The sequence below is a fragment of the Pseudomonas sp. BIOMIG1BAC genome, from assembly GCF_001705995.2.
GTDB lineage: Bacteria > Pseudomonadota > Gammaproteobacteria > Pseudomonadales > Pseudomonadaceae > Aquipseudomonas > Aquipseudomonas sessilinigenes.
The window spans coordinates 2,521,436-2,538,675 of the sequence record NZ_CP049045.1 but is presented as its reverse complement, the minus strand read 5'-3'; the positions used below and the strand labels follow the sequence as shown (position 1 = coordinate 2,538,675).

At 54.7% G+C, this 17,240-nt stretch carries 16 protein-coding genes and 1 pseudogene; 8 read left to right on the top strand and 9 right to left on the bottom strand.

Going from position 1 to position 17,240, the window contains the following annotated elements; translation table 11 throughout:
- Positions 1–68: 68 nt before the first annotated feature.
- Positions 69–560: a hypothetical protein gene (locus ATY02_RS12170; protein ID WP_068579116.1), complete on the top strand. Its 492-nt coding sequence runs from the start codon at positions 69–71 to the stop codon at positions 558–560.
- Positions 561–687: 127 nt separating this feature from the next.
- Positions 688–882, top strand: a complete 195-nt coding sequence (locus tag ATY02_RS12165; RefSeq protein ID WP_068579121.1) for an AlpA family phage regulatory protein — start codon at positions 688–690, stop codon at positions 880–882.
- Between the two features lie 483 nt (positions 883–1,365).
- Here the strand turns inward: ATY02_RS12165 and ATY02_RS12160 are convergent, their stop codons facing one another.
- Positions 1,366–1,761, bottom strand: a complete 396-nt coding sequence (locus tag ATY02_RS12160; protein WP_141698143.1) for a hypothetical protein — start codon at positions 1,759–1,761, stop codon at positions 1,366–1,368.
- A gap of 97 nt (positions 1,762–1,858) precedes the next feature.
- Between ATY02_RS12160 and ATY02_RS12155 the strand changes: the two genes are divergently transcribed.
- On the top strand, positions 1,859–2,992 hold the full coding sequence (locus ATY02_RS12155) for a hypothetical protein (RefSeq protein WP_068579112.1): 1,134 nt from the start codon (positions 1,859–1,861) through the stop codon (positions 2,990–2,992).
- A 295-nt stretch (positions 2,993–3,287) separates the two neighbouring features.
- Here ATY02_RS12155 and ATY02_RS12150 read toward each other — a convergent pair whose 3' ends face one another.
- Positions 3,288–3,605 (bottom strand): hypothetical protein, encoded by a 318-nt coding sequence (locus tag ATY02_RS12150; protein WP_068579110.1) that lies wholly within the window; start codon positions 3,603–3,605, stop codon positions 3,288–3,290.
- A 55-nt stretch (positions 3,606–3,660) separates the two neighbouring features.
- On the opposite strand from ATY02_RS12150, the gene ATY02_RS12145 reads away from it, so the two are divergent.
- Positions 3,661–4,113 carry a helix-turn-helix domain-containing protein gene (locus ATY02_RS12145; protein ID WP_228022272.1) on the top strand — a complete coding sequence of 151 codons (453 nt, stop codon included), beginning with the start codon at positions 3,661–3,663 and terminating at the stop codon, positions 4,111–4,113.
- Between the two features lie 254 nt (positions 4,114–4,367).
- Here the strand turns inward: ATY02_RS12145 and ATY02_RS12140 are convergent, their stop codons facing one another.
- On the bottom strand, positions 4,368–4,643 hold the full coding sequence (locus ATY02_RS12140; RefSeq protein ID WP_141698142.1) for a hypothetical protein: 276 nt from the start codon (positions 4,641–4,643) through the stop codon (positions 4,368–4,370).
- 143 nt (positions 4,644–4,786) lie between these two features.
- Between ATY02_RS12140 and ATY02_RS12135 the strand changes: the two genes are divergently transcribed.
- From ATY02_RS12135 to ATY02_RS12120, 4 genes are all read left to right on the top strand, one after another.
- Positions 4,787–5,368 carry a hypothetical protein gene (locus ATY02_RS12135; protein WP_068579106.1) on the top strand — a complete coding sequence of 194 codons (582 nt, stop codon included), beginning with the start codon at positions 4,787–4,789 and terminating at the stop codon, positions 5,366–5,368.
- A 2-nt stretch (positions 5,369–5,370) separates the two neighbouring features.
- Entirely contained in the window at positions 5,371–5,880 is a 510-nt protein-coding gene (locus tag ATY02_RS12130; RefSeq protein ID WP_228022271.1) for a Kiwa anti-phage protein KwaB-like domain-containing protein, read from the top strand.
- Between the two features lie 39 nt (positions 5,881–5,919).
- Positions 5,920–6,900, top strand: coding sequence for an IS5-like element IS1384 family transposase (locus tag ATY02_RS12125; RefSeq protein WP_010466230.1), 981 nt, complete (start codon positions 5,920–5,922; stop codon positions 6,898–6,900).
- A 105-nt stretch (positions 6,901–7,005) separates the two neighbouring features.
- A complete protein-coding gene (locus ATY02_RS12120) occupies positions 7,006–7,479 on the top strand; it encodes a Kiwa anti-phage protein KwaB-like domain-containing protein (RefSeq protein WP_228022270.1) in 474 nt (157 codons plus the stop codon).
- 132 nt (positions 7,480–7,611) lie between these two features.
- Here ATY02_RS12120 and ATY02_RS12115 read toward each other — a convergent pair whose 3' ends face one another.
- From ATY02_RS12115 to ATY02_RS35990, 6 genes and pseudogenes are all read right to left on the bottom strand, one after another.
- Positions 7,612–8,310 carry a M48 family metallopeptidase gene (locus ATY02_RS12115; RefSeq protein ID WP_068585647.1) on the bottom strand — a complete coding sequence of 233 codons (699 nt, stop codon included), beginning with the start codon at positions 8,308–8,310 and terminating at the stop codon, positions 7,612–7,614.
- Positions 8,311–8,312: 2 nt separating this feature from the next.
- The gene (locus tag ATY02_RS12110; RefSeq protein WP_068585650.1) at positions 8,313–11,648 is read right to left on the bottom strand and encodes a type I restriction endonuclease subunit R; all 3,336 of its coding nucleotides are present in this window, start codon (positions 11,646–11,648) and stop codon (positions 8,313–8,315) included.
- 100 nt (positions 11,649–11,748) lie between these two features.
- On the bottom strand, positions 11,749–12,786 hold the full coding sequence (locus ATY02_RS12105) for a PDDEXK nuclease domain-containing protein (protein ID WP_068585653.1): 1,038 nt from the start codon (positions 12,784–12,786) through the stop codon (positions 11,749–11,751).
- Positions 12,783–14,114 (bottom strand): restriction endonuclease subunit S, encoded by a 1,332-nt coding sequence (locus tag ATY02_RS12100; protein ID WP_068585656.1) that lies wholly within the window; start codon positions 14,112–14,114, stop codon positions 12,783–12,785. Before ATY02_RS12100 ends, ATY02_RS12105 begins: the two co-directional genes overlap by 4 nt.
- Positions 14,107–16,605 carry a type I restriction-modification system subunit M gene (locus ATY02_RS12095; protein ID WP_068585659.1) on the bottom strand — a complete coding sequence of 833 codons (2,499 nt, stop codon included), beginning with the start codon at positions 16,603–16,605 and terminating at the stop codon, positions 14,107–14,109. Before ATY02_RS12095 ends, ATY02_RS12100 begins: the two co-directional genes overlap by 8 nt.
- A gap of 106 nt (positions 16,606–16,711) precedes the next feature.
- A pseudogene (locus ATY02_RS35990) lies at positions 16,712–16,942 on the bottom strand (integrase); the annotation flags it as partial.
- Positions 16,943–17,240 lie beyond the last annotated feature (298 nt).

The window sequence follows — 17,240 nt, the reverse complement described above, 5'->3', positions numbered from 1 at the left end:
CGCACGATGGTAGCCTCGGCGATTTAATACATCTTGAGCTAAAGCAGGCTCAGCAAGGAGCAAGCTGAATGGATAGCGAGGCGATTGCCGGACTGCTTTTAATGTTTGCGCCAGCACATATCTTGGAAGGGCTTGAACTCAGCAGTGACAACGCTGTGGATTGGATGAAAGAGGTGGATCAGTGGGACGAATTTAGTCGTATCGAAACTGCTGCCTTGGCTCTTTACTACAGCGCGCGTAAAGGACCTCACCGAGCCAAGTATGACGGTACGGTGCCGGTGAGCTTGAATCTCATCCACTGCTTGGTGCAGATGGCGAGAGCAGAAGAGTTCGGCACGACTGAGGGTTTACTCGAGGAACTGGCCAGCGAGCGGAAGACCATCGCCTTGGATAAGAAACGGGCCACCGTTGCGAAGAATAGATCGAAAAAGTCAGTGCCCACATGGCATGAGGAAGCGCTTGAGCTCGCTGCGAAAAAACTCCCCGCGTCGGTAATCGCTATACGTCTTGAAAAATCGGCGTCTCAGGTGAGAAGGGTTCTGAGCAAAGCCAAAAAATAAATGCGCGTATTATCTTAACGTGCGCGTTTGCATGCGTAGCTTTCACTGCCATGACGTCCATTGAGCGCCAGCAAGGCGTAAGGGTTGAGCAGTGAAGCAGATCGAACGAGACCTCCCGGTTGTGCCCATGTCGCGCAGCGCCCGCCGTATCATGCGTCTTGCCGAAACTGAGCAGATGAGCGGTTTTCGGCGCAGTCATATCTATGCGCTGATGAAGGAGGGGGCGTTTCCACAGGCCAAGCGCATCGGACGGCGTGCGGTAGGTTGGGATTCCTTTGAGATAGAGCAGTGGGTTGCTGAGCGGCTTGGGGTTGTTGAGTGATGGGTATTATGTCTGCCAACTATTTGGGGGCTGGTGGCTACGTGTGGGACCAATCACTACCACCCTCTCTGTACGGGCAACGAATGCCAGACCTGCAAGCAGGTGCGGCCAACGCTCACAAAACCTAATGTTTCCACACGTTCAGATAGGGCTGATCTGTAAAGAGCAATAGCCAAACAGTGGTGGGACTATGGTCGATGTTGACTGCTACAACCGTGAACCGAGCCTAGGCGTGGCGTCGAGCCTTTGTTCTTTCGGGCTTCCATCCATTTCGCTTTCGGCTCGTGCTCCGCCAGCTTTAGTTCTGGTGCTGATTGCTTAGCGCTGAAACAGTCGCTTGAAGGGTATGAACGGGCAAGCTTTATCAAGGGCAGTGCATATGATGAGCGAAGCCTTCATCCGCAAATGCGTCAGTGCCTCAACCAGCGCGCAGACATACAGGACTCTGTCGATCAACTACTTACTGAGAGCGGGCGGGGCTGCTTAGAGGTAATTGAGGAAGATTGCCCCATCGTGCTCCGTGCGCACGAAGGAAAGTTCTTCGGGGTATCCATCAACACCCATCAGCTTGACCACACCGTATGCAGGCTCGTGCATGCAGACCAATGTGCACGTAACGACATCGGCAGCAACCACGGCCTCATGAAGGGTGTACCGTTCAATGCGGTAGGTATCACCGGCTTGGAGACTCAGCCGATCACTTTCAGTCACTGCTTCCCGCACGCTTGTTCTGCACAGGGTGTTTGCGGTTTTACGATCATAGCGATTCCCTTCGTAAACCACTTCGTAGACTGGGTGACCAGACTCGGAGCCATCGGCCACTGGATAACTCACGTACTGAATGTTCGTCAGTGCACCGACAAGAAGACGGCTGGTCACGTGCATATCGTGCAGGTGAATGCGAGCGGGCATTCCAGTTATACGGCGTTCTGTAGTGGTCAAAGGAAACCTGAGGGACGCCTACACTGACGAAATCATGAGTTCGCGCCGCAGTGACAGCCACAGCATGGACCATGTTACCTCCGCCAAAGAGATCCACACCGACCCCGGCCGCGTTCTAGGCGGTCAAGATGGCGCAACCCTAGCGAACGAGGATTCCAACCTTAAACCGACCTCGATCTCAACCAATTCGGCGATGGGCAAGAAGAGCGCCAAGGAATATCTCGATTGGCTGGAAGAAACTACGGTGGCCCGTACGGAGAAGCTCAAAAAACTACGTGACAAGCAGGCAATGGGTGAGCCGATGAGGAAGAAGGCCAAGCAAGAGCTGGCCAAGCTGGAAGAGCAGGAGAAGATTGCAGCCAATCCCGAGCGGCTGCTCAATGCCGACCGCTTGGCTCGGGTTGCATACGAGAAAGCCGTCAACGATGCCTGTTATCGCAGCGAAAAATTCCGCCAGGACTGCCTACACAGCAGCACAATGGCCGGTGGGCGCGCGGCTTTCCAAGCGGCGATGGGCGCCATCTTGGTCGAGCTGTTCGCCGGGATCCTTGATGAGTTGCAGGACTGGTATCGCAACGGCCGTGCCGCTGAGTCCACTGTAGGCACAGAACTCAAGCGGCGCCTCAAACGTGTCGCCTTGCACGTCGCTCGTGGGTGGAAAGATGTGCTGGCAGCGACGGCAGGGGGATTCGTCAGCGGCCTTCTGGCCAACTTGGTGACGGTATTGGTCAACGCCTTTCTGACCACCGCCAAGCGCACGGTACGTATGATCCGCGAAGGCGCTGGTTCATTGCTCAGCGCGTGCAAGACTCTACTAATTCGGCCCGCTGGCATGACGCTCGACGAAGGCCTTCATGAAGCGTCTAAGGTTCTAGTCGGCGGCGCTATCATCGTTGGCGGCATAGTGCTGGAGGAAGCCGTCAGCAAATATCTGACCGCCGTGCCCTTCATAGCCCCCCTAGCGGACCTGGCCACGGCGGTGATCGTAGGTGCGGTGAGCGGAATCACTTTCCACCTTAGCGGTCTACCTGGTGGACAAAGCCGACTTGCTCGGGGTCAATGTAGCGAGATGCTTGAACAGATGAATGCCGAACTGGACGGCTCCCTGCAACGCCAGCAAGGCTACCAAGCCGACCTGCAACTGCAGTGGCAGACGCTGGATACCTGACGAGGAGTCGTGCATGCCCATCGTCGAATGCACGCTAGCGGAGCTAGATGGCGCTGTCGTCCAGTTTAACTAATGTCGGATTTCTGCAAGCGGCAGGGTGCCAGGAAAGATCGTGGGATTTTTCATCAGAGCCAAGCTGTAAGGCTAGCGCTAGCGCATCTTCCTAGTACGAGACGACCACGGCCGGCTAATTGCCTTTGCCCAGTCCTACTCGGCGATCTGCTCGCTGACGATGAAGTATTTCTACTGGCTCTCCGGCCTGTTCTTGAGTGGCTTCTGAACGAACCGATCCTATTCAAACGCTTGGGAAAGCGTTGACTTCACGATCTTTCATTAGGGTAATGATTGAATGCATCTGTACATCGGACACCTGAGCACTGCTACCCAGAATTCTTTCAGTCCATTCTGCCCCTGAAAGCCGCTCACCGCGCCTTACCAAATACCCATACTGCGCCACCATCCCTTTAAGCACGTCAACCATATCCGGGTATGACGGCCCGCCATCAAATCGAACCTTCAGCCATCCCAGGCGTGAGCGGCTGATGCCGAACTGGCTTGTAGAGATTCGCCGCTTGGCTTCGGACTTCTGACTCGTTCTGTGCTGTATGCGCATTCCTTCTAATCCCTGGAGGACATAAGTCTGGGAGGTTGCCTAGAAAGCAAACCCTATGAAAACAAATGTTCTCACATGGAAAAGTTTTGCGCGAAAACTTTTCCTCAGTAACTTTGCTCTAAGGGAAAGCCATCCACAGAATCGCGTGATGAATATCGGCGCGGCTATACGCAAGGTTCGACTGGAGAAGGGGCTCACGCTTGAGGCAGTGGCTCTGGATGCGGGCACGTATGCGGGCAATTTGTCCAAGGTTGAGCGAGCGCAGCAACTGCCGTCTCTAGACCTGCTACACAAGCTCAGCGAAGCGCTGGGCACGAAAACGTCCGAGCTATATGCTGTTGCCGAATCAGGGTCAGATAACGGCAGCGGGGCGGCCTCAGAGCCCTCGCCAGAACAGGGCAACGAAGTGATTCTGGTGCGTCGTCACTTCCAGGCGCTTACGCCAAGGAACCGTAAGCTGGCAATCGAGTTCCTGAAGTTGCTGGGCCAGTCGCAAGACGAAATCTGAGTCACCTCGGGCCATTTAGCTTGGCGGTCATTTCTGGCAGTGGCGCGCGCAATGTGAATAGCTGAGCTTCTACTGGTCGCGACTGATTGGCCAAGAGAGGATGTAGATTCGCGCCAACGTATGGGCCAAAGTATGGGCTGGCGCTGGTGGTCAAGGTGGAAGCCCCTGGAATCAAAGGCTTCAGACGTTAAAAAGCCGGCTTGTGGTTAGCTTTTTATCGATATATGTATTTGAAAAACAATGTTTTATAGTTTTCATGAGATCTGCAGTTCCCCCATTTGTTCCCCCACTTTTTGAGATTTTTGCCTGATTTTTTTCCGGCAAAGACCGGCTTTTTTTGGCCTATTTCGTTGGTGTTTTCGACTGTTCGAATTGTTTTTTATCGAATTGGCGACGTCATCAAAATCGCAGCTTGCCTCAGGCCCCACCGAAAAAATGCTCAGCGGGAACGACTGCGTCTGGCCATCTACGAGGGTGAGATCATCATCAAATGATTTTGATAATTTTAGCTGGTAATTGCCTTCGGTCACAAAACCTACGCAAACATGGTCTGGGCATGATAGCTTTTGGCCATTGACTGAAAGGAAGTCGCGAATGATGGAGCAAGGAAGCGCTCAAAAAAACATTGCTAATGTTGCCAAAACACCAGGCACTTTCAACAAAAGGTGTCTTTATGCAATTTAGACTTAGCGCGGCGTTCCTTATTTTCATTGGGTCTTATACGCCGCTAGCGATAATTCTTGCGATCCAAAACATTCCCTTCGAATGGTGGTCGCGCCCACTTTGCAAGCTGTCCCAATTGCTGGCGCCGACCTGCGCCTTCATGCCATTCAAAAATCCGGTGCTTGCTATTTTGCTGGTCGGGTTAACAGTATCTTCGGCATTTTTAGCAAGCCAGCTTTTCAAACGTATCGCCTTCCCGCACCGCATAGAGGTTGTATCCGTTAAGGCGGTACCTAACGAAATTATCAATTACACATTTCCCTATGTGGTTTCATTCATGGGGATAAGCTATTCCGAACCGGAAAAGCTTTTAGGTTTCTTAGTGTTTCTGCTTTGGATGTTTGCCATTACCTACAAGTCCGGGCAAATAATCATGAATCCGCTTCTGTTGATTTTCGGTTGGAATCTGTATGAGGCCAATATTCAAATCAATGGTGTTTCGCGCACGGTAAAAATACTGAAAAAAGGGGCCTTCCCTCCTGGGGGCTACAAAGCTCAAACTATCCAAGATTTCTACATCTGCAAGGAGTAGCCATGCAATTGCACTTTGATAATTTTAGAAATTTTAACTATGCCGATGCCACGGTGCACTTGTGGATTTTCAAGAGAAGCACCACTGATCGGAAGTTTAACACCTCCTATGTTCAAACTGACGATGCCGTTAACACCCTGCTGAAGGATGTGGCGACCCACGAAGTCAATCGAACCACCGAGTTTGCTCCCTATTCTTACCTCGCTCAAACGAATGAAAATAGCTGCCTGGCCACCCCGGTACTCGCGACCAATTTTTCTTTATTAAAAGCGCAAGTAGATCGCCCAGAGCCTGAGTGTGCTGTGGAGTCCGTCGAGGAGTTGAAGGGCGCGCAAGGTTACGTGGTAAAATTTACTCATAGCGGTCAAACCATTTATGCCGTGAAACGCTCCACGGCATCTTGGAAAACGTCCTATCCCAACAAATTTATCAATATGGTCTTTAGTAACGGCGAGCTCTCCGCCGCTGAGAATAACAGCTTCTCTATGGAAACTCTGAAAAAGACTTTCTGATTTGGCAAAATACCGCGACCCCACCCACCGAGTTTCCCGATGAAGCAGATGACCTTCGCCGACGCCGAGTACGCTGGCAAGCGCAAGCAAACCCGCAAGGAGTTGTTCCTGATCGAGATGGATCGGGTGGTGCCGTGGAAGGGCTTGATTGCTTTGATCGAGCCACATTATCCGAAAGGTGAAGGTGGCCGTCCGGCCTACCCGTTGATGGCGATGCTGCGTGTGCATCTGCTGCAGAACTGGTTCGGCTACAGCGATCCAGCGATGGAGGAAGCGCTGTACGAAACCACGATCCTGCGCCAGTTTGCCGGGCTGAACCTGGAGCGCATCCCCGACGAAACCACCATTCTCAACTTCCGCCGCTTGCTGGAGAAACACGAGCTGGCGGCCGGCATCCTCGCTGTCATCAATGGCTATCTGGGCGACCGCGGCCTGTCGCTGCGCCAGGGCACCATCGTCGATGCAACGCTGATCAATGCGCCCAGTTCGACCAAGAACAAGGACGGCAAGCGCGACCCGGAAATGCACCAGACCAAGAAGGGAAACCAGTATTATTTTGGCATGAAGGCCCACATCGGCGCCGATGACGAATCGGGTCTGGTGCACAGCGTAGTGGGCACGGCGGCCAATGTGGCGGATGTCACCCAGGTGGACAAATTGCTGCATGGCGACGAAAACGTGGTCTGCGCCGATGCAGGCTACACCGGTGTCGAAAAGCGGCCCGAGCATGAAGGACGTGAAGTTATCTGGCAGGTGGCGGCACGCCGCAGCACCTACAAAAAACTCGATAAGCGCAGCGTGCTGTACAAAGCCAAGCGCAAGATTGAAAAGGCCAAGGCTCAGGTGCGCGCCAAGGTCGAGCATCCGTTCCGGGTAATCAAGCGCCAGTTCGGTTACACCAAGGTGCGCTTTCGCGGCTTGGCCAAAAACACGGCGCAACTGGTGACACTGTTCGCTCTGTCGAACCTGTGGATGGCGCGCCGACATTTACTGACGAATGCAGGAGAGGTGCGCCTGTAATGCGGGAAATGGCCACCGGAGTGGGGTCCGGGTGGCGAAAACGTAAGAAATACTCGTCGAATTGATTGTTTTTTGATCATTTGGCGAGTTTAAAAGTTGCGCTAGGTGGTATGCCGGGGAAATACATGGCTACTTCAGACCATCCCTATAGAAAAAAACTTTGACTTCTACTGCTCGGCTGACACGTTATTGATCAGCGCCAAACGTGCGTTTGAGTCATTAATGCAATACAAAGAGGCTTACACGCAAGCTTTTAAAGCTTTGCAAGTCAATGCCGACTTCTCTAACTTGTTTTCTGATCTTGCTCCCCTCGTTGAATACATTGGAACCAATTCTACGCAGCTACGACGCATGGCCACCATTGAGCAAAAGTCCTTATATTCAAACCCTGGATTTATGGGAAGTTTGCAAAATGTTAATGCGCTTAGGAATTGGGGAATGAACTTCGATCAGGCTAATGGCAAGATAGTCGTCTGCAGTGCAACTGCGCCAACGATTTTACAAGTGCTGTTGGATCATCGCTTGATGAGTGAGGTGACCAGCAATATTTATGACGTGCCTGACGCGATTCAAATTTGATCATTTTGACAAATCGAGCGAATTTGCCAGTTCGGGCTTCCATTGCAATCCAGCTTATAAAAAGCCCGCTTAACAATTTCCCGAGGTGCGTTTAGCGCCTACCAGCACTGGATGCCCGACTCAGTTCGACTTTTACAACCCTTCCACCTCAATCCCATGTTCAGCCAGCCATTCCTTGCGCTGTGCGTAATCGGGCATGGCGCGCTCGAGCCGTAGCCAGAACTCTGGGGTGTGGTGCGGCTCGTGCAGATGGACCATTTCATGGACCACGACATATTCCGCGATGCGCTTGGGCAGAAGGATGCTCTTCCAGTGGAAGTAGAGAACTTCACCTTTACCGCATGATCCCCAGCGATAACCAAGATCCTGCACCCGGACCCCTCCGGGGGAAACGTCCATACGTCCTTGGTACTCCTTTGCCCGCAAGGCGAGCCAGTTACGGGCATGCAAGCTGTACCAGCGAATAAAGTGGTCCCTCGCCTGTGGCAGCTGGCTTCGTAGCAGCAGAAAGCGTCCCCCCGTCAGTTTCAAGGGCACATCCTGCTCGTCGACCAGCTTAAGTCTGTAGCTGCGGCCGAGGTACAGGAAGCCTTCGCCCTCCACATATTCCTTGGTGGGCACGGCACGAAGCAGGCGTTCCTTCTCGGCCAGACGAGAGTAAATCCAAAAGCTCTTTTCCTGCACGAATCGGCTCAGCGACTCTTCGTCCGCCTCAGGAGGTGCCGAGAGCACCAGCGTGCCGTCACGTTCGACGGTGATCTGCAGCGTCTTGCGCCGCGCACTGCGCCGCAGTGTCAGACACAGATCGTTGACCGTCAGGCTGGTTGCCATGTTCACACCAGCATCAGCTTGTCGTGGCTGGCCCGAGCCTGATCCAACAGCCGATCGGCCAGTATCCCAGCGGTGTCGATTTCAACAAGAGGCGGTCGCAAAAGCATCAGGTGGTCGAACAATCGGCCGGTGAGGTCTTCCTGGGCTACCCGCTTACGGGGGCTCCAGATGTCCCGGTGGCTCTGCAGTTCATCAACAAGCAGATCGACCAACCCCACTGTCACATCCTTCAATCGTATCAGTTCAGCTGGCTGAGGGTCCGCCTCGGCACAGACGACCTCCAATACGGTGCGCAGAAACGGCGCGTAATGCTCGGGAAGATCCGCCGCATTTGTCTCGTCGTTGATCTGCCCAGAGCGCAGTTCGGAAATGATCTTCTGCAACTGGGCGACCAATACGTCCCACTGCTCACCGAGCGATTTGAGGATATCGTTCAGTCGCTCGGACAGTTTTCGAAACAGCACCGGATCCTCATCGGCATGCTTGCGGATGTGCGAGCGAATGGCATGCTCCATTTCCGAGGCTTTGGCGCGATCGTTGGAGCTGCGTGACATTTGCTTCTCGAAATCTGCATCGGTCAGCTGAATAGGCGGAATTTTTGGATCGACACCCAGAGATATAACGTGGTCGTCGATCAGTTTGCGCACCTTCGCACCGATGTCCTTGCCCAGCACCGGCAGGTCCTTGTAACGGTTGCGGGCGCGAGCATGAATATAGGCTAAACGCTTGGCGTCCTTGACGAAGGGCAGTCCCTCTGCCCGCGGCAAAACGGTATCGAGCGAAGCGAGGAAGGCCTTGAGTTTGACGGCGAACTCCGCCCGTACCTTCTCCTGATTGAGGGCGGCCAGGCAGGCTTCGGTATCGTCCAGCGACTCGATACCCTGGCGCCGCAGTACATCGACCACTCGCAGGTGGCGATCACGCAGGATCGGCACCTCGTCCTTGATGCTGACCAGCGCACCTTCAATATCCTCGTCAGCATAGGCTGCTAAGGCTTCTTTCAGGTGATTGGCCACGCCGTAGTAGTCCACGACGATGCCGCAGCGCTTGCCGTGGCCGGTACGGTTCACCCGGGCGATAGCCTGTAGAAGCTCGGCCTCCTTGATTGGTCGATCCAAGTACATGACGCCTTCGATGGGGGCGTCAAAGCCGGTTAGCAGCATCGACTTGACGATCAGAAAGGCCAGTGGATCGGCTTTACCCGGATGCTCATCACGCAACGGCTTCTTGAAGCGTTTGATCAGTTGTTCGTGCTTTGCGTCATCGGTCCACGTTTTCCATGACGGATCGTCGTTGTTGCTTCCGGAAATGATTGCGGCGAATTCCAAGCTGCGCAGCGTCTCGCGGTAACGCCAGGCCTGGATGCGCGCCTGTACTTTGGGTGGACGGACACACAGGGCTTCGTCGTCGAGCATCTTTTCGGCTTCTGGCAGTGACTCTGCCTCGCGCAGCAGTTCGTCCCGAGCGCCCTGTAAGGCGCTGAAATAACGAATGGCGGCCAGCCGACTGTAAGCCACTACCTGAGCTTTGTAGCCGTTGGGCAAGATATTGGTGACGTAGTGACGAAGGATGTCGCGCGCTTTATCGTCGATCAGCGCCGGGGCGTCGAAGATATGGCCCTTGGTGGCGTACTTTTTCTTGATCAGCTCCAGCTCTTCGCTACTGTGTTCGCGGAAGAGATCCTCAAACAACTCATCCAGGCTGGCACCATCCTTGACCGCGCCTTGGGCCGTACGGCCCTCGTACAGCACCGGCACCGTAGCGCCATCGGCTTCGGCTTCCTTGATAGTGTATTTGTCGATAAATGCACCGAAAATTTCATGGGTCCGCTTCTTGTCGCCCATGATGATCGGTGTGCCAGTGAAGCCGATGCGTGCGCAGTTGGGCATTCCCGCCATCAGGCTGGCCTGCAGGTCGCCGGCCTGGGTACGGTGAGCCTCATCCACAAGCACCAAAATGCTTTCGTCGCTGTTCAATACTTCGAAGGGTTTGCTGACTTGGTAGGAGGCGCGATTCTCGGCAGCCTTGAGCCCAGCGTCAGGCATTCCGGGTAGATCGTTTTCGCCCAGTGCCTCATCGTTTTCCAGTTCAGAGTTGCGGTACTTCTGGATGGTAGCGAAGACCAGGCCAGGCCCCTTACGACGAGCTAGAACCTTTACGCCCTCAGTGCTAGAGGCCACTTCTGGCTGCTCGCCGGTCAGCGTGGCGGTTGCCGACAACTGGCTCTGCAAGTCCTTACGGTCAGTCACCACGATGACTTTGAAGCGCCGTAGTTGGGAGTCGGTGCGCATTTTTCGCACCAGGAACACCATGGTCAGGCTCTTACCCGAACCCTGAGTATGCCAGACGATGCCGCCGCGCTGGTCGTACTCACCGTGCTCGTGGCGGGTCTGGCCGGTCTTCAGACGGGTAATGGCGCGGTTTACAGCACGGTATTGCTGATAGCGGCAGACAGTCTTGATGGTCTGCCCACCGACCTGCATAAACAACATGAAATGGCGCAACACATCCAGCAGGTGAGCAGGGGACAATAGGCCGACAATCAGCCGCTCCTGTTCGGACAAGGCGGATTTGCCCAGTGCGCTCGCCACTTCCTGCTCGCTGCCTTGGCCGTCCGGGCCGACGACTGTCTTCCACTGCGCGAAATGAGCGAAGCCGGCCCCGATGCAACCGACGCGCGCCTCGTCGAAGCTGCTGGCGATCAGTAACTGGACACTGGCAAACAATGCCTCGTTGCCTTCGTTGTCTTCAACTTCGAAGGCCGCTTTGCGTTGATTGCTGTAACGACGCAGTTGGTCGACGGCGTCTGTCAGTGGCTCGGGTATGGATGGGCTCTTGCACTCCACCACCACAAGCGGAATGCCGTTCACCAGCAACACCAGGTCGGGGACGATGAATTTTTTGCCACTGTTGTAGCCTGGCGGGCAGTCCACTCGATACTGGTTGATCACGGTGAAGTAGTTGTTGGTCGGCGTCTCCCAGTCGATGTACTGGATCGTCTGGCCACGACCGCTATCCCAGCCAGGAAGGCCATCCACCGTGATGCCCTTGAGCAGTAGCTCGGTGGCTTTCTGATTGGCTTCCATCAGCTTGGCGGTGCCCAGGCGAGTGATGGCTGAAACAGCCTCGCTGATGCGCTCATCATCCAGCCATGGTTCGCCGTCGCGCAGGTTGATGGTTCGCAGCCGTTCGCGCAGTTGGGCTTCCTGAATAACTTCGGCAAAGGTATTGCGACCCGTCACAGCCGGGATGTCGAGACTGCCCTCAATGTGTGTCCAGCCCAGTCCTTGCAGCTGTGCGACAAAGGGTTGCTCAACGTCGTACAGTTCCCAGCCCATCTCTCCACTCCATTTTCAATGGATGAAATCTATCTGATCTCATCCGATTCCATCAGATTTAGTTGGTGCCCATACGGGCAGATGTCAGCTTAACAGCTGCTCAATTATCGGCCAGCTCGTGCTCGATTTGTTCAATGCTGGGCAGGGTGGTTTGCAACTCAGCTGGGAGCGCCTCCATCAATTGATATTCCGCTACACCCATGGGTTTGGCACTGTCACGCAGGGCGTATTCCGCCACCACCTTATTCTTGCTCTTGCACAGCAACAGGCCAATGGTGGGGGCATCGTGTTCGCCTTTCATCTGTGCATCCACGGCCGTCAGGTAGAAGCCCAACTGACCCAGATGCTCGGGCTTGAACTTGTCGGCCTTCAGTTCTATCACCACATAGCAGCGCAGCTTGAGGTGATAGAACAGCAGATCGATGAAGAAGTCGTCGCCGCCCACTTCCAGCGGAACCTGCCGGCCAACAAAGGCAAACCCAGCACCTAGCTCCAGCAGAAAACGGGTGACATGCTGCATCAGGGCGTGTTCGATTTCGCGCTCGTTTGCCTCCCGGTTCACGCCGAGGAAGTCAAAAATATAGGGATCTTTCAGCACCTGTTGGGCCAGGTCCGAGCCCGGAGCCGGCAGTCTTGCCGAAAAATTGGTCTGCGCCTGACCTTCACGCTCCAGCAAGCAAGTTTCGATGTGCATACTCAGTACGCTGCGCGACCAGCCATATTCGACGGCCCGTTGGGCATAGGCCTGCCGTTGCTGCGGGTCTTTCAGCTTGGCGAGCAGCACCAGGTTATGGCCCCAAGGCAATTGTCCAACAGCCTGTTGGACAATTTCAGCGTCCGGCCAAGCCTCGGCGAAGGCGCGCATGTACATCAGATTAGCGCGGGAAAAACCCTTCATATCAGGGAAGTCCGTACGCAGGTCGTGAGCCAGCCGTTCGATCACTTTGGCGCCCCAGCCTTCGCGGCTTTGACGCTCAAGTATGTCGCTGCCGATCTGCCAGTAGAGCAGCACCAACTCGCGATTGACTGTCTGCACCGCACGCTGCTGGGCGTGGTGGATGCGGGTTTTCAGTTCGCTCAGCCAGTCGATGTAGCCGCTGGGTGGATCGATTAGCGAGATAGGGCGTGAGTTGCTCATAGAGTGGTTACTCTCAGCCTGGAGGGGACACGTACGCGACCAGATAGAAGATCGTTCATGAGGCCGCCTTTCAGCTCAATTAGCTTGCTTAGGCTCAAGGCTTCAGCACTGAGGCGCTGGTTTATTTCATCAACTTTAACGTTGCCTGTTCCTTGCTCGGTAATGGAGGGTAAGCAAATCAGTAGCTTGCAAATTTGTCGCTGGGATATGTTTTTCTGCCCGCTACTGCCATTGAGCATGCCAGCAATTTGCTGGCGAGTTTTCTCAAAAGACATCGCTCTCACCAGATGACTTGCTAGTAAGCGAGACTGGTCGGGTATGAGGCGAAGCGTCTTATCAGAAAGCATTAGTCGCGCTGGCGTTTGCTCTATCAGAACAGTCCTGGCCACAAAATCAGCAACCCCGTTTGCTCTAGCAAGAAGCACGTCTCCTACGTGCACCTCAAGCACTGGAATTGGTTTTAGATCGCTAGGTAGTTTCTTTGCTTCGGAGGGAATATATCGATTTGACGTAATTGCACTAAGTTTGAGTACACCCCATTCGCCCGCGCTAGGAACTTCTTCCGGGCAGCTTGGACTCCAACCAGCATCAATTCTTAATAATACCGTTCCTACCTCGACGACCTGCCACTCCTTCGGAATCCATCCCAAACGCGACTCCTTGTAAAGTTGAGGGGCTTCGCTCTGCGGCGGGCGTAGTTCACTATTTGCGCCGACTCCTCGGGTCAGGAGGTCGTGCAACAGACCTTGTTTAAGGGTCTTGAGCTTGTCGATGATTTTCTCGGCTTCGCGGATAGACGTGTCGAGGGTATCTAGGATTTTTGCGATGGAACGCTGCTCGCCCAAATTGGTAGGTATCTTGATGTTAGCATTTAGATATTCTTCGAACTTGAGGTTGATGATGCCAGTAGTTTGCTGCTGGAGCGTTAATATTATCGGTTGACGGTAAAGCCACATCAGCATTCGCCACAAGAACTTCGGCTCGATCACACTTTGATTAGGGCGAAGGGTTTTGAAAAAATTCGAACATACGGCTGGATCTTGGTGTTGCGCTGCATCGAAGAACGCTACTCGACCTACTGGCTTGTCAGGTCCACCGCCTGAGCCTTCAAGTAGGATGTCACCATCCTTTAACCTCCGAGAGTTCAGCTTGTTCAAAGAAAGGCGGCGTAGGGCTCCAGAGCCGATAAGGTGGCCGTCATCGTCAATATCTGTAGCGCGTAGTACGCGGGCATTACCTGGTAGTGGCTCAGTTCCCCACTCCCCGGCGAAGCTCTCCGCCAAACACTCTCGAATGGTCCGGTTGGCCCAAGAGACTTCTTCAGACATAGCCCAGCTCCCGCAGAAATCCGTGTAACGCCTGTGTGGCTGCATCGCGCTTGTGTTCGATCTCGGTCAGCGTCACCCGGTATTTGTCCCACCAGTTGCAGAAGGCGGCGACTATTTGTTTGCGACGGACAGCGATGTAGCGCTCAACGATAGCCTGCATGTCATTGTGCAGGATGGTCAGCAGCAGCTCGGCAGCGGTTTCTGGAGTCAGGCCATCAACGGCTTGATTCAGATGGCTGGTAAAGCTTTCCTTTTTGATCTTGAGCTGTTTTTTAACCTTAGTCAGTTCGGCCTTCCACGCTTTAACCTGGGCCTCGTCGGCGGTGTCTTCCTCATCGCCTTCGGTTTCTTCGCTTTCACCTTCAGACTGTTCGCCATCCTCGCTCTTGGCTGGTGCGGCTGCCTTGAGCTGGCTTTCCAGTTCAGCCTTTTTGGCATCTAGCTCGGCCAGTTCGTTCACGAAGTCGCTAAGTAGAAATTTAACTAGCTTGTGCTCCAGCGGACTGTCCTTGCTGGCTTTGTCTTCCAGGGCTGTGACAATACTGGTTCGCCAGGCATCGGCCACACCCTTGGCACCGCGCGCCATCAGGGTGAGGAAGTCATATTTACTCTGGTACCAGAAACCGGCAACGATGCCGCGTACCTGGAAGGGGTCGAGCAGGCCAATGCTTTCCAGTGACTGACTGAAACTCTGTAGCAACTCGCTACGCAGGCTGACTAGGCTATTGCTGTTGTCCATCTGTCCAGCCAGCGCGGTGATGCGCGGACTGTGCTCTTCCCACCAGCTTTCAAAGGCGTCGCGAATTTTGGTTTCTTTGGTCAGAAGGCCGACATTGCCCTCAATGGTTGGCTTGAGCGCTTGGCGGCTGCCCAATTCTGGGCGGAAATCGAAATAGCGCTCGTCACGGATGACGAACAAGTCCTGCGGGTCGAGGCCGTGGGCCTGGAACAGGCTGGCTTTGGCCGTCACTTCGGACTTTGGGATGCCTCCAAGCAGATGGGCGCGCACGTCATGAGGCTCGGGTGTAGGGGCATTGTCCACATAGCGGCGGATGTTCAGGTTATAGCTGTTATCGCGCAGGGTGGTGATGTCGACGATATCGGACAGGCCGTCGATCTGGCGGAACTCATCGAAGGCGGTGGCGATCTTCTCGATATGCTCTGGCAGCAAGAAGTTCTGCGCGCGACCCTCGAAGTATTCTCGGTCGGCATTGATAAATAGCACTTTGCCCTGGCGCTCGACGGGTTTGCCGCTGACGCGATTAGCCCCGTCCTGTTTCTGTTGGCGCAGGATCAGGATACAGGCAGGGATGCCGGTGCCGTAGAACAGGTTAGCCGGCAGGCCGATCACCGCTTCTAGCAGATCATCCTCGATCATGCCAGCGCGGATACCTTTCTCCTCCCCGCCACGGAACAACACTCCGTGGGGCAAAACTGTGGCTACCATACCTTCGTCGCGGCAGACGCCAAGCATGTGCTGAAGGAACATCAAATCGGCCTTCTTGGAACCCAGCGGCACCTGCCCATAATTGAATCGCTCAGGGTGCTGTGGATTCCAGGCCGGCTGGCCATTGGCATCTTTCTCTGTGTGGCCCCAGTTGATAGAGAAGGGCGGATTGGTGAGGATGCGGTCAAAGCGCAGCAGTTCGCCTCCTTCCAAATGGCGCGGATCGCTTAGGGTGTCTTCGTTCTCCAACCAGGCCGTACTAATACCGTGCAGCAACATGTTCATCTTGGCGATGGACCAGACGGTGCCGTTGAACTCCTGGCCGAACAGGTTGGCCTTGCGGCCATCTTCGCCATGCTCGTCGATATATTCCTTGGCGGCGATCAGCATGCCACCCGAACCGCAGCAGGGGTCGTAGATGTCGTGTGCCAGTGTAGGTTTGAGTAGACGCACCATCAAACGTACCACCGAACGCGGCGTGTAGAACTCGCCGCCTTTTTTGCCAGCAGAGTCGGCGAACTCGCCGATCAGGTATTCATAGGCGGCGCCGAGCAGGTCGGGAAACTCGAAGTCAGAATTGCGCAGGCGCACCTGGCCGAAGTGGCTGATTAACTGACGTAGCTTGAGGTCGGGGATCTTGCTCTGGCCAACCTTGCGGGTGAAGTCGATATGCTCCAGTACCCCATCAAGAGAGGTGTTGTTTTCCTCAATGCCCCCCAGCGCCTTATTGAGCAAATTGCCAACATTGATGTGTGCCTCGTTGAGCAGGTGCTTGAAGCGCGAGGAACGGGGCACCCAAAAACCGCCATCACGCTTGTACCAGCGGGGATTTTCGGCGGAGACAAAGGCTTCGGCTTGGCTCTTGCCCGCCTGGATTTCCTGAGCTACGACCTCCTCGTACCGCTCCTCGAACACGTCAGAGCAGCGTTTGAGGAACAACATTCCAAAGATGTATTCCTTAAATTCCGAGGCATCCATCTTGCCACGCAGAATGTCTGCTGCCTTGAACAGGTGACGTTCCAGTTGTTGAAGCGTTAGGGGCATTACGGCTTTCCTTTTCATCGCCTAGCGAGCGACGTATTTCTAAGGGATATCGATGATGAGCGAATTCTAACCTAGGATCCCTGAGCAAGCTGCCTGGTATCGCAGGGTGTCCGGCATAGTCCAACAAGGTCTGCCGATCTATTTGCCGCGCATCGTTAAACCCTGGCCCATCCTCTGACCGACACCACCGAACAAACGCCTGCCATCGATCACTGTGCGCTTTGACCGTGCCGTAATGTCCACCGCCAAACAGATCTTTCAGCGCTTGCGACCCGGCGTAGCTCAGTTGCCGACCATAGCCAAAATTCCGCCCGTCCCGTCTACCTACCAGTGCCATGATAAAACTCCTCTCGAAGCCAAACCTTTGAGACTTTCCCCACGTCATCCCGCCAAGAATGTTGAGTGTTATCAGGGATCAAGGCCCCTGCGACCTGTGAGGGTTGTCCACTAACGCGGGACTGGCGGCTCTTTACGACCGGGAGCTTGGGCATCTCATGATCTGGCCTCCTGAGCACTTCCGAGGAAGTGGGCGGGTGGAGGCTGCGCTGGCTGACGAGACCGGCACCGCGGGATCCTGAGTCGGGTGAAGGCAGTGATGTGATGACCGGGGCATGCCTGACTGTCAGTCAGGTGCA

Coding starts and splice junctions, on each gene's coding strand:
- ATY02_RS12170 (WP_068579116.1), top strand. CDS start 69: ATGGATAGCGAGGCGATTGCCGGACTGCTTTTAATGTTTGCGCCAGCA.
- ATY02_RS12110 (WP_068585650.1), bottom strand. CDS start 11,648: ATGGGCTGGGAACTGTACGACGTTGAGCAACCCTTTGTCGCACAGCTG.
- ATY02_RS12130 (WP_228022271.1), top strand. CDS start 5,371: ATGCAATTGCACTTTGATAATTTTAGAAATTTTAACTATGCCGATGCC.
- ATY02_RS12105 (WP_068585653.1), bottom strand. CDS start 12,786: ATGAGCAACTCACGCCCTATCTCGCTAATCGATCCACCCAGCGGCTAC.
- ATY02_RS12165 (WP_068579121.1), top strand. CDS start 688: ATGTCGCGCAGCGCCCGCCGTATCATGCGTCTTGCCGAAACTGAGCAG.
- ATY02_RS12095 (WP_068585659.1), bottom strand. CDS start 16,605: ATGCCCCTAACGCTTCAACAACTGGAACGTCACCTGTTCAAGGCAGCA.
- ATY02_RS12150 (WP_068579110.1), bottom strand. CDS start 3,605: ATGCGCATACAGCACAGAACGAGTCAGAAGTCCGAAGCCAAGCGGCGA.
- ATY02_RS12100 (WP_068585656.1), bottom strand. CDS start 14,114: ATGTCTGAAGAAGTCTCTTGGGCCAACCGGACCATTCGAGAGTGTTTG.
- ATY02_RS12115 (WP_068585647.1), bottom strand. CDS start 8,310: ATGGCAACCAGCCTGACGGTCAACGATCTGTGTCTGACACTGCGGCGC.
- ATY02_RS12145 (WP_228022272.1), top strand. CDS start 3,661: ATGAAAACAAATGTTCTCACATGGAAAAGTTTTGCGCGAAAACTTTTC.
- ATY02_RS12135 (WP_068579106.1), top strand. CDS start 4,787: ATGCAATTTAGACTTAGCGCGGCGTTCCTTATTTTCATTGGGTCTTAT.
- ATY02_RS12155 (WP_068579112.1), top strand. CDS start 1,859: ATGAGTTCGCGCCGCAGTGACAGCCACAGCATGGACCATGTTACCTCC.
- ATY02_RS12125 (WP_010466230.1), top strand. CDS start 5,920: ATGAAGCAGATGACCTTCGCCGACGCCGAGTACGCTGGCAAGCGCAAG.